12 protein-coding genes and 5 pseudogenes are annotated in these 13,179 nt (G+C 51.6%); 13 read left to right on the forward strand and 4 right to left on the reverse strand.

Going from position 1 to position 13,179, the window contains the following annotated elements:
• The first annotated feature begins 106 nt into the window (after positions 1-106).
• The 4 genes from yebG to ptrB all read left to right on the forward strand — a co-directional run bounded on the left by yebG (position 107) and on the right by ptrB (position 3,835).
• On the forward strand, positions 107-397 hold the full coding sequence (gene yebG / locus K8W53_RS09870) for a DNA damage-inducible protein YebG (protein ID WP_000257723.1): 291 nt from the start codon (positions 107-109) through the stop codon (positions 395-397).
• A gap of 67 nt (positions 398-464) precedes the next feature.
• Positions 465-818, forward strand: coding sequence for a protein YebF (yebF, locus tag K8W53_RS09875; protein WP_023223936.1), 354 nt, complete (start codon positions 465-467; stop codon positions 816-818).
• A 93-nt stretch (positions 819-911) separates the two neighbouring features.
• On the forward strand, positions 912-1,571 hold the full coding sequence (locus K8W53_RS09880; protein ID WP_000024707.1) for a tellurite resistance TerB family protein: 660 nt from the start codon (positions 912-914) through the stop codon (positions 1,569-1,571).
• A 212-nt stretch (positions 1,572-1,783) separates the two neighbouring features.
• Complete coding sequence (gene ptrB, locus K8W53_RS09885) at positions 1,784-3,835, forward strand: oligopeptidase B (protein ID WP_000936990.1); 2,052 nt, start codon at positions 1,784-1,786, stop codon at positions 3,833-3,835.
• Positions 3,836-3,869: 34 nt separating this feature from the next.
• On the opposite strand, the gene exoX is transcribed toward ptrB, so the two are convergent.
• From exoX to K8W53_RS09900, 3 genes are all read right to left on the reverse strand, one after another.
• The gene (gene exoX / locus K8W53_RS09890; RefSeq protein WP_000944282.1) at positions 3,870-4,568 is read right to left on the reverse strand and encodes an exodeoxyribonuclease X; all 699 of its coding nucleotides are present in this window, start codon (positions 4,566-4,568) and stop codon (positions 3,870-3,872) included.
• A 23-nt stretch (positions 4,569-4,591) separates the two neighbouring features.
• Positions 4,592-5,248 carry a carbon-nitrogen hydrolase family protein gene (locus K8W53_RS09895; RefSeq protein WP_000100249.1) on the reverse strand — a complete coding sequence of 219 codons (657 nt, stop codon included), beginning with the start codon at positions 5,246-5,248 and terminating at the stop codon, positions 4,592-4,594.
• A 107-nt stretch (positions 5,249-5,355) separates the two neighbouring features.
• Positions 5,356-5,586 carry a DNA polymerase III subunit theta gene (locus K8W53_RS09900; RefSeq protein WP_000856224.1) on the reverse strand — a complete coding sequence of 77 codons (231 nt, stop codon included), beginning with the start codon at positions 5,584-5,586 and terminating at the stop codon, positions 5,356-5,358.
• A gap of 137 nt (positions 5,587-5,723) precedes the next feature.
• On the opposite strand from K8W53_RS09900, the gene yobA reads away from it, so the two are divergent.
• Genes yobA through K8W53_RS09915 form a run of 3 tightly spaced genes read left to right on the forward strand, consistent with a single transcriptional unit; the run spans position 5,724 to position 7,344 of the window.
• A complete protein-coding gene (gene yobA, locus K8W53_RS09905) occupies positions 5,724-6,098 on the forward strand; it encodes a CopC domain-containing protein YobA (protein ID WP_023205606.1) in 375 nt (124 codons plus the stop codon).
• Positions 6,099-6,974 carry a copper homeostasis membrane protein CopD gene (gene copD, locus K8W53_RS09910; RefSeq protein ID WP_023223935.1) on the forward strand — a complete coding sequence of 292 codons (876 nt, stop codon included), beginning with the start codon at positions 6,099-6,101 and terminating at the stop codon, positions 6,972-6,974. It abuts the gene before it with no gap.
• Between the two features lie 16 nt (positions 6,975-6,990).
• Positions 6,991-7,344 carry a YebY family protein gene (locus K8W53_RS09915; protein WP_000722368.1) on the forward strand — a complete coding sequence of 118 codons (354 nt, stop codon included), beginning with the start codon at positions 6,991-6,993 and terminating at the stop codon, positions 7,342-7,344.
• Positions 7,345-7,717: 373 nt separating this feature from the next.
• Here K8W53_RS09915 and K8W53_RS09920 read toward each other — a convergent pair.
• Positions 7,718-8,071: pseudogene (locus K8W53_RS09920) on the reverse strand (tyrosine-type recombinase/integrase); the annotation flags it as partial.
• Positions 8,072-8,333: 262 nt separating this feature from the next.
• Between K8W53_RS09920 and K8W53_RS09930 the strand changes: the two are divergent.
• The 6 genes and pseudogenes from K8W53_RS09930 to K8W53_RS09950 form a co-directional block, all read left to right on the forward strand.
• Positions 8,334-9,920: pseudogene (locus tag K8W53_RS09930) on the forward strand (NEL-type E3 ubiquitin ligase domain-containing protein); the annotation flags it as partial.
• Positions 9,921-10,020: 100 nt separating this feature from the next.
• The gene (gene istA / locus K8W53_RS09935) at positions 10,021-11,193 is read left to right on the forward strand and encodes an IS21-like element IS21 family transposase (protein ID WP_000952349.1); all 1,173 of its coding nucleotides are present in this window, start codon (positions 10,021-10,023) and stop codon (positions 11,191-11,193) included.
• On the forward strand, positions 11,193-11,990 hold the full coding sequence (istB, locus tag K8W53_RS09940) for an IS21-like element IS21 family helper ATPase IstB (RefSeq protein WP_000544828.1): 798 nt from the start codon (positions 11,193-11,195) through the stop codon (positions 11,988-11,990). Before istA ends, istB begins: the two co-directional genes overlap by 1 nt.
• Positions 11,991-12,051: 61 nt before the next feature.
• Positions 12,052-12,402: pseudogene (locus tag K8W53_RS09945) on the forward strand (NEL-type E3 ubiquitin ligase domain-containing protein); the annotation flags it as partial.
• A 33-nt stretch (positions 12,403-12,435) separates the two neighbouring features.
• Positions 12,436-12,537: pseudogene (locus K8W53_RS23975) on the forward strand (DUF4113 domain-containing protein); the annotation flags it as partial.
• A 6-nt stretch (positions 12,538-12,543) separates the two neighbouring features.
• A pseudogene (locus tag K8W53_RS09950) lies at positions 12,544-13,072 on the forward strand (transposase); the annotation flags it as partial.
• Between the last annotated feature and the right edge of the window lie 107 nt (positions 13,073-13,179).

Genomic DNA, 13,179 nt, shown 5'->3' on the forward strand with positions numbered 1-13,179 from the left:
GCGCAGTATATACGAAAACGTTTGCGCATGTCTTTTCGAATAGATTGCTTTTCTTGCTGTCTTGCAATATACTGTATATAAACACAGGTAAATAAGGGGCTGCAAAATGGCGGTTGAAGTTAAATACGTAGTCATTCGCGAGGGTGAGGAGAAGATGTCATTTACCAGTAAAAAGGAAGCCGACGCCTGGGACAAAATGCTCGATACTGCCGATCTTCTTGATACCTGGCTTGAGCAGTCGCCAGTCGTGCTGGAAGATGGGCAGCGCGAGGCGTTGTCGCTGTGGCTGGCGGAACATAAAGAGGTGCTAAGCACTATCCTCAAAACCGGTAAGTTGCCTTCTCCGCAGGCGGTTGAAAAGGACGCCGCGAGTAAAACGAAAAAGCAAGCCGCCTGAACCCACACTTGCGCTCCCGGCGTTTTGTACCATGCTTTTCCTGAATCATTGTGCTAAGGAGAAAAGTATGAATAAAAGAGGAGCGTTGTTGAGCCTGCTGCTGTTATCCGCCAGCGTATCGGTATTTGCGGCATCCACCGAGAGTAAATCGGTTAAGTTTCCGCAGTGCGAAGGGCTGGATGCCGCCGGGATTGCGGCAAGCGTGAAGCGCGACTACCAGCAAAATCGTATCGTGCGGTGGGCCGACGACCAAAAAAAGGTCGGGCAGGCTGACCCGGTCGCGTGGGTTAATGTGCAGGACGTTGTAGGTCAAAATGATAAATGGACAGTTCCGCTAACTGTTCGCGGTAAAAGCGCCGATATTCATTATCAGGTCATCGTTGATTGCAAAGCCGGCAAGGCGGAATATAAGCCCCGCTAGCAGCGTAATTTGCGCTTCTTTTGCCGGAACAGACAATTCCTGACATCCCCTCAGGTACGCTTGACCATTATTGGTCTGTATTTGAGGGGTACTATGGCTAACTGGTTGAACCAATTACAATCACTTCTTGGGCAAAAAGGCGCTTCCGCATCGCCTTCCGGTGAACAGGGGTTAAATAAACTGCTGGTTCCCGGCGCGCTGGGCGGTCTGGCTGGACTGTTGGTCGCCAATAAGTCTTCGCGCAAATTATTAACCAAATACGGTACTGGCGCTTTGCTGGTGGGCGGCGGCGCGGTGGCGGGTTCCGTATTGTGGAATAAGTACAAAGATAAAGTACGTGCCGCGCATCAGGGGGAGCCGCAATTCGGCAGCCAAAGTACGCCGCTGGATGTTCGCACTGAGCGACTGATCCTGGCGCTGGTTTTTGCTGCAAAAAGCGATGGGCATATTGATGCCAAAGAACGCGCGGCGATTGAGCACCAACTGCGAGAATCAGGTGTTGAAGAGCAAGGGCGTGTGTTTATCGAGAAAGCTATTGAGCAGCCGCTTGATCCACAACGTCTGGCACAGGGCGTTCGTAATGAAGAAGAAGCCCTGGAAATCTACTTCCTGAGCTGCGCCGCCATTGATATTGACCACTTTATGGAACGTAGCTATCTGAATGCGTTAGGAGACGCGCTAAAAATTCCTCAGGAGGTTCGGGACGGTATCGAGCAGGACTTGCAGCAGCAAAAACAAGCGCTACCAGGCTGATAACCTGCCATTAAGTAACATGTTTCGCTTGCATCATGCGTGTCTTTTGCCACCCTTATAGGATGGATAGTTTACGTCATTCATGTTGCAGGATAGCGGCGAAGCAGTGACATCTCAGGCGCTTACCGAGGTGAGCGACCGGGACTACCATGCTACGCCGCTGTGTTTGCCGCGTGATATATAACAAATATTAACGCAAAAGAAAAAACGACATGTTGCCAAAAGCCAATCGAATTCCCTATGCCATGACCGTACATGGCGATACGCGCATTGATAATTATTACTGGCTGCGAGATGACACTCGCTCGCAGCCGGAAGTCCTTGATTACCTGCATCAGGAAAATGAGTATGGCCGGAAGGTCATGTCCTCTCAGCAGGCGTTACAGGACCGCATTCTAAAAGAAATTATCGATCGCATCCCGCCCAGAGAAGTTTCCGCTCCGTATGTGAAAAACGGCTATCGCTACCGTTATATCTATGAACCTGGCTGCGAATATGCCATCTATCAACGACAATCGGCGTTAAGCGAAGAGTGGGATGTGTGGGAAACCTTGCTCGATGCGAACCAGCGGGCCGCGCACAGCGAATTTTATACGCTCGGCGGACTTGCCATTACGCCGGATAATACCATCATGGCGCTGGCAGAAGATTATTTATCCCGTCGTCAGTATGGGTTGCGTTTTCGTAACCTCGAAAGCGGTAACTGGTATCCGGAACTGCTGGATAACGTTGCGCCTGAATTTGTCTGGGCCAATGATTCCCTGACCCTTTACTATGTGCGTAAGCATAAGAAGACGCTGCTGCCCTATCAGGTTTGGCGGCACACGATTGGCACTCCGTCATCGCAAGATGAACTGGTATATGAAGAGAAAGACGATACCTTTTATGTCAGCCTGCATAAAACCACTTCGCAGCATTATGTGGTGATTCATCTTGCCAGCGCCACCACTAGCGAAGTGCTATTACTTGACGCGGAACTGGCCGATGCCGAGCCGTTTTCATTTTTACCGCGCCGCAAAGACCATGAATATAGTCTCGATCACTATCAACATAAGTTTTACCTGCGTTCTAACCGGAACGGTAAAAACTTTGGGTTGTACCGTACCCGCGTGCGCAATGAAAACGCCTGGGAAGAGCTGATCCCTCCGCGCGAGCATATCATGCTGGAAGGGTTTACCCTGTTTACCGACTGGTTAGTAGTAGAAGAGCGTCAACGGGGGCTTACCAGCCTGCGGCAAATTAACCGTAAAACCCGTGAAGTGATAGGCATCGCCTTTGACGATCCGGCTTACGTGACCTGGCTTGCCTATAATCCCGAACCTGAGACCTCCCGGCTGCGTTACGGCTATTCTTCAATGACGACGCCAGATACCTTGTTTGAACTGGATATGGATACCGGAGAGCGACGGGTACTTAAACAGACGGAAGTGCCTGGGTTTGATTCTGGCTGTTATCAGAGCGAACACCTGTGGATCACCGCACGCGACGGTGTCGAAGTGCCGGTATCGCTGGTTTATCATCAGAAGTATTTTCGTAAAGGGCAAAATCCGCTTCTGGTTTACGGCTACGGATCTTACGGTTCCAGTATTGACGCCGACTTCAGCAGCAGCCGACTGAGCTTGCTGGATCGTGGTTTTGTTTACGCAATCGTACACGTTCGCGGCGGCGGTGAGCTGGGGCAGCAGTGGTATGAAGATGGTAAATTCCTCAAAAAGCGGAATACTTTTAATGACTATCTTGATGCCTGCGATGCCTTATTAAAACTGGGTTACGGTTCGCCGTCGCTGTGTTATGGGATGGGCGGGAGCGCGGGCGGAATGTTAATGGGCGTCGCTATCAACGAACGCCCCGAGCTTTTCCACGGCGTTATTGCCCAGGTACCCTTTGTTGATGTATTAACCACGATGCTGGATGAGTCGATCCCACTAACGACAGGAGAGTTTGAAGAGTGGGGGAACCCGCAGGATATTGAGTATTATGACTATATGAAAAGCTATAGTCCTTATGACAATGTCAAAGCGCAGGACTATCCGCACCTGCTGGTGACAACAGGATTGCACGATTCTCAGGTGCAATACTGGGAGCCGGCGAAGTGGGTGGCAAAATTACGCGAGCTAAAAACGGACCAACGTCTGCTGCTGTTATGTACGGATATGGACTCCGGGCACGGTGGTAAGTCGGGGCGGTTTAAATCCTACGAAGGCGTCGCGCTGGAGTTCGCCTTTTTAATTGGCCTGGCGCAGGGAACCTTACATAGCGCATAGACGCGCGCCCGCAATGGCTTGTGAGCGTCGCGGGTTATTGTGGTGTTCCATTGCTGCGTTGCTCGCCAGCCTGAACATCTTCCAGGTAGTGTTTAAGCGTCAGGCGAAGTTCCGGGCTCATATTATCAAGGTTATTAAAAAGCCAGCGTAAATAGCCCGGATCGCGTTTTGCGACTTCAGATACCGCCTTACCGCGGTATTTACCGAACGGGAAAGTGGTTAACAGCGCAGGGCGGCCCGTGATATTGACCATTTCTTCCGCGGTCCAGCCGGTGGTTCGCATAATATCAATCAGCAAGGCGGCGGTGATATAGCAATCATAAAGCGCCCGGTGATGATGCAGCCCCGGCGGCGTTTGTACGCTTAGTTTGCGCGATTTATAGAGCGCCATATTGCTGTATTTTATTCCCGGCCACAGGCGTCGCGACAACTTCATGGTACAGATCCACTCACCCGGCAATTCAGGTAATACGCGTCTGTCAAAACTGGCATTGTGAGCGACATACCACTCACTACCGTAATAAAGCGGTATGACATCTTCAATCCACGGCTTATCGGCGACCATGGCTTCGGTAATACGGTGTATCGCCATTGCCTGCGGCGTAATAGGGCGATCGGGGCGTATCAGGTGACTCATGGGATTGACAATGTTGCCATCAATGACATCAACAGAGGCTATCTCTACGATCCCGCCCTGCAGCCCGCAGGTTTCCGTGTCTATAATCCGCAACATGATTCATTCCTCACCGAAAGACCTTAGCGTAATGGAATGATATCGCCTTGCCAACCCTCCGTTGTGCGCAGGCCCGTCAGTAATAGCGAACCGCAATCGGCACGAACAATAAGTTGCCCGCTTTCATCCCACAGCGCGCTACTGCCACAGGCATTGGCCATCAGTACGGCCAGCGCATATTTATGCGAAAAACGTTGTAAGCGTGAGGTAGAAGCATGGAGTTCAGGTTCGTTAAGACATTGACTGGTTGTGAATAACGTAAATGAGGGATCTATATCACCACCTTCTGGCTGCTCATCCACCACGTTGATAGCGCTTCGCTGCCTGGCAATACAGGCGCCATGACTTTTGTGAAACATGAGCGGCGACGTTAGCCATGGGGCAAAAATAGCGATGCCTTTTACGAAGCGGCAGTTATGCTCAACAGGCATACCCACAATGATAGTCATATGGTGGGTATCGGCCGCATGAGTGAGCGGCTGTAAAAGCGCCTCGTCAGGCGGGGCGGGCAACGGTTTATTTCTTTCGTCGCAGCCTAATAGCGACAGCGACGGAAAGACCAGCAGTTCGCACTGTTGACGAGCCGCAAGCTCAATATATTCCAGATGATGGGCGACATGCTCCGCCGGCGAGGCGTTCAGGGGCGCATACTGCGCAGCAGCAATTTTCCAGGAGGACATAATGACTTCCTTTTCATAGTCTCTACAGCCATTCTAAAAAGCATAGGTTAAGAATCGCCTTATAATGTAGTCGTCTGCATGTAAGGAAGTGTAACGTTATATAATTTTTATTTAACTTTGGGTTCGTAAGGGAGTCGGGATAGTGATACGGAAGCCAGACGATGGGCAATCAGCCGCTCGCGAAACCAGGCGCGTAGATGCTCTGGCTGCTCACGTTCGACCGCCTCCGCGACAACAGGCATATTGTAGCGCTCTTTAAATGCCACCCCGGCTGCCGCCAGGTCCACATTGACTTTATCCATTTCCGCTTGTTCAAGCTGAGCCAGATTTGTTTTCATACGTGTCTCCTTTTTTGTTGCCGCCAGAAGGTACTAAGAGTCCGCGGTAATGGCAAGATGGAAATGATGATCCTCGACTCATTGATTGTTGAAGGTTATTCTTTGTAACGTAGGTATAACAAAAAGGAATAGTGAATATGGCTTCTTCTGCACCATCGCGACGTTTAGCTTTAGTGCTGCTGGCATCGACATTTGCGACGCCAGCGGCCTGGGCACATGCGCACCTGACGCATCAGTATCCAGCGGCGAATGCTGCCGTTACGGCCTCGCCACAGGCGCTGACTCTGAATTTTTCTGAAGGGATTGAGCCAGGATTCAGCGGCGCAACCATTACTGGCCCTCAGCAAGAGCTCATCAAAACGCGCCTGGCAAAGCGAAATGAACAGGATAAAACGCAGTTGATTATCCCGCTTGAGCAGCCGTTAAAATCTGGCACTTACACGGTAGACTGGCACGTTGTGTCGGTGGATGGACATAAAACAAAAGGGAAATACACCTTCAGCGTGAAATAAATGATGCTGACATTCGTCTGGATAACTCTCCGATTTATTCATTTTGCTAGTTTGATGCTGGTCTACGGCTGCGCGCTTTACGGCGCCTGGCTGGCACCCGCATCAATTCGTCGTTTAATGACGCGTCGATTTTTACATCTGCAACGACATGCCGCCGCCTGGAGCGTTATCAGCGCGGCTTTCATGCTGGCGATTCAGGGCGGACTGATGGGCGGCGGCTGGCCCGATGTTTTTTCCGTCTCGGTGTGGGGCGCGGTACTGCAAACCCGCTTTGGCGCGGTCTGGATATGGCAAATTATCCTCGCGCTGGTCACGCTGGCGGTGGTAGTCATTGCGCCGGTAAAAATGCAACGACGGCTTCTTATTCTAACCGTTGCTCAGTTTATCCTGCTGGCAGGCGTTGGACATGCGACGATGCGCGATGGTGTAGCGGGAACATTACAGCAAATTAACCATGCTCTGCATTTACTCTGTGCCGCAGCCTGGTTTGGCGGGCTGTTGCCAGTGGTTTATTGTATGCGCATGGCTCAGGGACGCTGGCGTCAACATGCCATTAGCGCCATGATGCGTTTTTCTCGTTATGGTCACTTTTTTGTGGCGGGCGTATTGCTCACAGGCATTGGCAACACGCTATTTATCACGGGATTTACCGCTATCTGGCAGACCACCTATGGACAGTTGCTTTTGTTAAAATGTGCGCTGGTGGTGCTTATGGTAGCAATTGCGCTGACGAATCGGTATGTTCTCGTACCACGTATGCGACAGGAAAATCTCCGGACTGACCTATGGTTTGTCAGGATGACGCAAATTGAATGGGGAGTTGGAGGCATAGTTCTGGCGATCGTCAGCCTGTTTGCAACCCTCGAACCTTTCTGATGGACTGGCATAACGAATGAAAAAAATACTCCTTCCGGCGCTTCTGCTGGCCACTTCGGGCGTAGCGTTGGCGGCGCCGCAGGTGATTACCGTAAGTCGTTTTGAAGTAGGAAAAGACAAGTGGGCGTTTAATCGGGAAGAGGTCATGTTGACCTGTCGGCCTGGCCAGGCGCTCTATGTGATCAACCCCAGTACGCTGGTGCAGTATCCCTTGAATGCCATTGCCGAACAGCAAGTAGCGGAGGGTAAAACGCGCGCTCAGCCTATTGCCGTCATTCAAATCGATAACCCGGCGAAGCCCGGTGAGAAAATGAGTCTGGCGCCGTTTATCGAACGTGCGCAAAAGCTTTGTGATCCATCCAATAGCTGACTGATTTTTAATAAAAAACCGTAAACCTTCACGAAAAGGCTTACGGTTTTTTTATCTCTGATGACAGACAAAACGCCAGGTTTTTTCAATCACCTTCGTCACAAACTGGAAAACCTGGCGTCGTCATCTATTCTTAAAGGGCAAGGCGATTTAGCCTGCATTAATGCCAACTTTTAGCGCACGGCTCTCTCCCAAGAGCCATTTCCCTGGACCGAATACAGGAATCGTATTCGGTCTCTTTTTATTTAGATTATAAATCAATGGGTTATGTGTTTCCCCTCGAAATTCCTCGAAATTTCCTCGAATTTCTGTATTTCGGTCTTTTTGGTTATATCACATCCAAATTCAGTTTAACATTTCTTTTACAACAAAATCAGAGCATCACGTAAGCTTTATTACCGCGTTCATCGAGATAGAGTTTTGTGGTGTTCTCTGAGGTGTGGCCCAGGAGTTTTTGGGCGAACACCTCGCCGTGCTCGTTTTTGTACAGCCGCCCGGCCAGACTTCGGATCTCGTGAAATGTCGGTGGATTATTGCTGAAGTTAACGCCGGAGGCTTTTCTTGCTTTTACAAATTTCTTTGTCAGCCCATCCGGGTGAATATTCCCGGTCGGGCTATTTTTCCTGATTCCTGCACTGATCATGAAATCAGTTCTGCTTACCAGCCGGCAGCGATCGATAACCGTTCCCGGACGTAACCCTGGCACCTCAAGGGTCAGGGATCTGCCTGCCAAAATTGAACGCCCGGGCGCTGATGCCGGATGATCTGGTCATCGTAGAAAGCGCCCCTGAAAAAATCGACACCTTTAGCTGCAAAATGACAGTCCCGCCATCCGGCCATCATAACGGATTTTTCTTCTGCACCTACTGAAGCCCGCCATGGCAGGACGACCATGAATCCGTCGATAACCTTATTGTGAAATTAAGACCAGGGAAAGAGGATGTCCGCCAGACAGACATTATGTGTAAATTTATAAAGGTTTTTTTATTATGCCCTTGCATGTTGGACGCGGATGTCTTCCCGCCACAATTACTAATCTTCGTATTAACTGTATAGCCCAATCTGCAACCCCGCCTGAAATGAGCTTATGGGAAAAAATTAAGGAGTTTTTCTGCTCAACGCACCAGACTGAAGCGCAGGAATGTATCTGGACGATTTGCCACCCTTCGGTCGGAACGACGCGGGAGGATGTAGTCAGCAGATTTGAACAGCTCAGGATGCTCACGTATGCCGGATACGAGGAAAGCATTCACTCCGGCCGCCACGGGGAAAGCCACTTCTGTATCCTGGATGCAGACAACCAGGAGATATTGTCGGTCACCCTTGATGACGCCGGGAACCATACCGTGAATTGCCAGGGGCACAATGAAACATATCGCTTCACCATGGACATAGAACAGGGAGAGGAATGTACAGAACATGCGGAAGGGGCATCCGGGACACTCCAGGTATCCCCCCTTCCGGCTCCGGCGGCTCCACAGACACCAGCAGAGTATGATGCTGTCTGGTCAGAATGGAAGGGGGCTGCGCCAGCAGAAGAGTTACGCGGTCGTGCTGCGACGGTACAGAGAATATGTACCTGCCTGAATAACGGCAGTCGAGAGCTTAATGTGGGAGAGTCAGGCCTTACCGCCTTACCAGACCGTTTACCAGCGCATATAACAACATTGGTTATTCCTCATAATAATTATCTGACCAGCCTGCCGACGCTGCCGTCAGGACTGGAGGTGCTTACTGTCGAAGATAACCAACTGACCAGCCTGCCGCCGTTGCCGGCAGGACTACAGATGCTGTCGGTAGCAGGTAATCAACTGACCCGCCTGCCGGCGCTGCCGTCAGGCCTACAACGGTTGTATGCCCACAATAACCAACTGACCCGCCTGCCGGAAAGCATCACGGGTCTGTCTTCAGAGGCAAGCGTAAATCTGGAAGGCAATCCTCTGTCTGAACGCACTCTGCAGGCGCTGCAGAATATCACCAGCGCGCCAGGCTATTCAGGCCCCAGGATACTATTCGATATGGCGGGAGCCTCAGCCCCCCGGGAAGCCCGGGCACTGCACCTGGCGGCCGCTGGCTGGCTGGTGCCTGCCCGGGAGGGCGAACCGGCTCCTGCAGACAGATGGCATATGTTCGGACAGGAAGATAACGCTGCTGCCTTCAGCCTCTTCCTGGACAGACTGAGTGAGACGGAAAACTTCATGAAGGACGCGGGGTTTAAGGCACAGATATCGTCCTGGCTGGTACAACTGGCTGAAGATGAGGCGCTGAGAGCAAAAACCTTTGCCATGGCAACAGAGGCAACAGCAAGCTGCCAGGATCGGGTCACACTTGCTCTGCACCAGATGAAGAACGTACAACTGGTACATGATGCAGAAAAAGGGCAATACGATAACAATCTCGCGGCGCTGGTTGCCACGGGGCGTGAGATGTTCCGTCTGGAAAAACTGGAACAGATTGCCCGGGAAAAGGCCGGAACGCTGGCCTTGGCCGATGATGTTGAAGTCTATCTGGCGTATCAGAATAAGCTGAAGAAAGCACTCGGGCTGACCAGCGTGACGGCAGAAATGCGTTTCTTTGTCAGCGCCAGTGATATAAGACGGTAATTCGCCATTTGGATTGTCCGCTCCACCCAACATGTTGTTTCCTTAAGGTTCTCACACCAGAAAGGACATCAACATGCTGAGCAGAGAGGACTTTTACATGATAAAGCAAATGCGCCAGCAGGGCGCGTACATTGTCGATATTGCGACTCAGATTGGTTGCTCTGAACGGACGGTCAGACGCTACCTCAAATACCCTGAACCGCCAGCCAGAAAGACCCGCCACAAAATGGCTAAGCTGAAACCGTTTATGGATTACATCGACATGCGCCTGGCAGAGAATGTCTGGAATAGCGAGGTTATCTTCGCGGAGATTAAGGCAATGGGTTATACGGGCGGACGTTCCATGCTGCGTTACTACATCCAGCCCAAACGTAAAATGCGTCCGTCAAAAAGAACAGTTCGCTTCGAAACTCAGCCTGGATACCAGCTCCAGCACGACTGGGGCGAAGTTGAGGTGGAGGTTGCCGGGCAACGGTGCAAAGTTAACTTTGCGGTTAATACGCTGGGGTTCTCCCGCCGCTTCCATGTCTTCGCCGCACCAAAACAGGATGCTGAGCATACCTACGAATCACTGGTTCGCGCCTTCCGCTACTTCGGTGGTTGTGTGAAAACGGTGCTGGTTGATAACCAGAAGGCTGCGGTGCTGAAGAATAACAACGGGAAAGTCGTGTTCAACTCCGGATTCCTGTTGCTGGCTGACCACTATAACTTCCTGCCACGGGCATGCCGTCCACGCAGGGCCAGAACAAAAGGTAAGGTTGAGCGGATGGTGAAATACCTCAAGGAGAACTTCTTCGTCCGGTACCGCAGGTTCGACAGCTTCACTCATGTCAATCAACAACTGGAGCAATGGATAGCCGATGTGGCTGACAAACGGGAGCTTCGCCAGTTCAAAGAAACGCCGGAACAGCGCTTCGCGCTGGAGCAGGAACATCTGCAGCCGTTACCGGATACGGACTTTGATACCAGTTACTTCGACATCCGCCATGTGTCCTGGGACAGCTATATCGAGGTTGGTGGTAATCGTTACAGCGTTCCCGAAGCGCTGTGTGGTCAGCCGGTATCGATACGAATATCGCTGGATGACGAGTTGCGGATCTACAGTAATGAGAAACTGGTGGCCTCACATCGCCTCTGTTCAGTATCGTCTGGCTGGCAGACAGTGCCGGAGCATCACGCCCCGCTCTGGCAGCAGGTCAGTCAGGTGGAACATCGACCACTGAGTGCCTATGAGGAGCTGTTGTGATGCATGAACTGGAAGTCCTGCTGAGTCGCCTGAAAATGGAGCATCTGAGTTATCACGTTGAAAGCCTGCTGGAACAGGCAGCTAAAAAAGAGCTGAACTACCGGGAGTTCCTGTGCATGGCGCTACAGCAGGAATGGAACGGCAGGCATCAGCGCGGTATGGAGTCCAGGCTGAAGCAGGCTCGTCTGCCGTGGGTCAAAACGCTGGAGCAGTTCGACTTTACCTTCCAGCCGGGCATCGACCGTAAGGTTGTCCGGGAACTGGCTGGTCTGGCGTTCGTGGAGCGCAGCGAAAACGTGATCCTGCTGGGCCCTCCTGGTGTCGGAAAAACTCATCTGGCCATAGCTCTTGGCGTGAAAGCGGTGGATGCGGGACATCGGGTACTGTTTATGCCACTGGACAGACTGATCGCGACACTGATGAAAGCGAAACAGGAAAACCGGCTGGAGCGTCAGCTACAGCAACTGAGTTATGCCCGGGTGTTGATCCTGGATGAAATAGGCTATCTGCCGATGAACAGAGAGGAAGCCAGTCTGTTCTTCCGGCTACTGAACCGTCGATATGAAAAAGCGAGCATCATACTGACGTCAAACAAAGGGTTCGCAGACTGGGGAGAAATGTTCGGAGATCACGTGCTGGCAACAGCGATCCTGGATCGGCTGCTACATCACTCAACCACGCTGAATATCAAAGGAGAGAGTTACCGGTTAAAAGAGAAACGTAAAGCTGGAGTGCTGACCAAAAACACAACGCCAATCAGTGATGATGAAATGGTGGAAAGCGGACAGCATCAGTAACGAAAGTATTTAGCGGGCATGAAAATGGCAAATAACGGTCAAACATCGTGGCGTTGACATCTTTGGCGTATCCGGCGTGACGGTTTCAGACCTTCAGGCTGCGGAGCTTCAGGTGAAAGCCGCTGAAAAAAGCGAGCTCAGGGAGTGGATACTGCAGTGGGGGCCGTTACACAGCGTGCTGGAGCGCAAAGCGCCGGAACGCGTTAACGCGCTTCGTGAAAAGCAAATATCGGATTATGAGGAAACGTACCGGATGCTGTCTGACACAGAGCTGAGACCGTTTGGGCTTGTCGGTAATACCGATGCAGAGCGCACTATCGGAGCAAGAGCGATGGAGAGCGCGAAAAAGACATTTTTGGATGGCCTGCGACCTCTTGTGGAGGAGATGCTGGGTAGCTATCTAGCGCCTTAACTGAACATGATATTCACCGCGCCAGGCGAATGGGGGACGTTGTACTTCGCCGGGCAGGGGATGCCGCAACAGTGGGCTATGAAGCGAGAAATGCTTTCGCCTCGGTACACCACCCGCTATGAAGACCTGCTTCGTCCTGATGTTCAGGACATCCTGATTGCCTGTGTGGATGGTCTGAAGGGCTTCCCGGGTGCGATAAACAGCGTCTTCCCGCAGACCCATATCCAGCTGTGCATCATTCATATGGTGCGTAACAGCCTGAAATACGTGTCCTGGAAAGACTACAAAGCCGCCACCAGCGGCCTCAGGCCCGGCCGAAGATGCGGTACTGATGGCGATGGATGCGTTCGCGAAAGTCCGGGACGATAAATATCCGCAAATCAGCAAAAGCTGGCGTGCGCACCGGGAAAACCTCAATACGCTCTTCAGTTATCCGCCGGATATCCGCAAGGCCATCTATACGACAAACGCAATCGAATCCCTGAACTGCGTGATCCGTGCCGCGATTAAGAAACGCAAGGTGTTCCCAACGGATGACTCAGTACGAAAAGTTATTTATCTGGCAATCAAGGATGCGTCGAAAAAATGGAGTAGGTCGATCCAGAGCTGGCGGCTGGCGATGAGCCGTTTTATTATCGAGTTCGGTGACCGCCTGAGCGATCACCTTTAATAACTGGGCAGTTACACAGAATTACTGACAGGCTCATTCTTTTGTGTTGCACCTCTCAGTTTCTATTGTTTTAGATAGCCATAAGAGCTCCGTTGCTGAAAGTTTTA

The sequence above is a fragment of the Salmonella sp. A29-2 genome (assembly GCF_020150755.1).
Classification (GTDB): domain Bacteria; phylum Pseudomonadota; class Gammaproteobacteria; order Enterobacterales; family Enterobacteriaceae; genus Salmonella; species Salmonella enterica.

Bases quoted from the DNA above. Each gene is read 5' to 3' on its own strand.
- yebG (WP_000257723.1), top strand. From the start codon at position 107: ATGGCGGTTGAAGTTAAATACGTAGTCATTCGCGAGGGTGAGGAGAAG.
- yebF (WP_023223936.1), top strand. From the start codon at position 465: ATGAATAAAAGAGGAGCGTTGTTGAGCCTGCTGCTGTTATCCGCCAGC.
- K8W53_RS09880 (WP_000024707.1), top strand. From the start codon at position 912: ATGGCTAACTGGTTGAACCAATTACAATCACTTCTTGGGCAAAAAGGC.
- ptrB (WP_000936990.1), top strand. From the start codon at position 1,784: ATGTTGCCAAAAGCCAATCGAATTCCCTATGCCATGACCGTACATGGC.
- exoX (WP_000944282.1), bottom strand. From the start codon at position 4,568: ATGTTGCGGATTATAGACACGGAAACCTGCGGGCTGCAGGGCGGGATC.
- K8W53_RS09895 (WP_000100249.1), bottom strand. From the start codon at position 5,248: ATGTCCTCCTGGAAAATTGCTGCTGCGCAGTATGCGCCCCTGAACGCC.
- K8W53_RS09900 (WP_000856224.1), bottom strand. From the start codon at position 5,586: ATGAAAACAAATCTGGCTCAGCTTGAACAAGCGGAAATGGATAAAGTC.
- yobA (WP_023205606.1), top strand. From the start codon at position 5,724: ATGGCTTCTTCTGCACCATCGCGACGTTTAGCTTTAGTGCTGCTGGCA.
- copD (WP_023223935.1), top strand. From the start codon at position 6,099: ATGATGCTGACATTCGTCTGGATAACTCTCCGATTTATTCATTTTGCT.
- K8W53_RS09915 (WP_000722368.1), top strand. From the start codon at position 6,991: ATGAAAAAAATACTCCTTCCGGCGCTTCTGCTGGCCACTTCGGGCGTA.
- istA (WP_000952349.1), top strand. From the start codon at position 10,021: ATGCTGAGCAGAGAGGACTTTTACATGATAAAGCAAATGCGCCAGCAG.
- istB (WP_000544828.1), top strand. From the start codon at position 11,193: ATGCATGAACTGGAAGTCCTGCTGAGTCGCCTGAAAATGGAGCATCTG.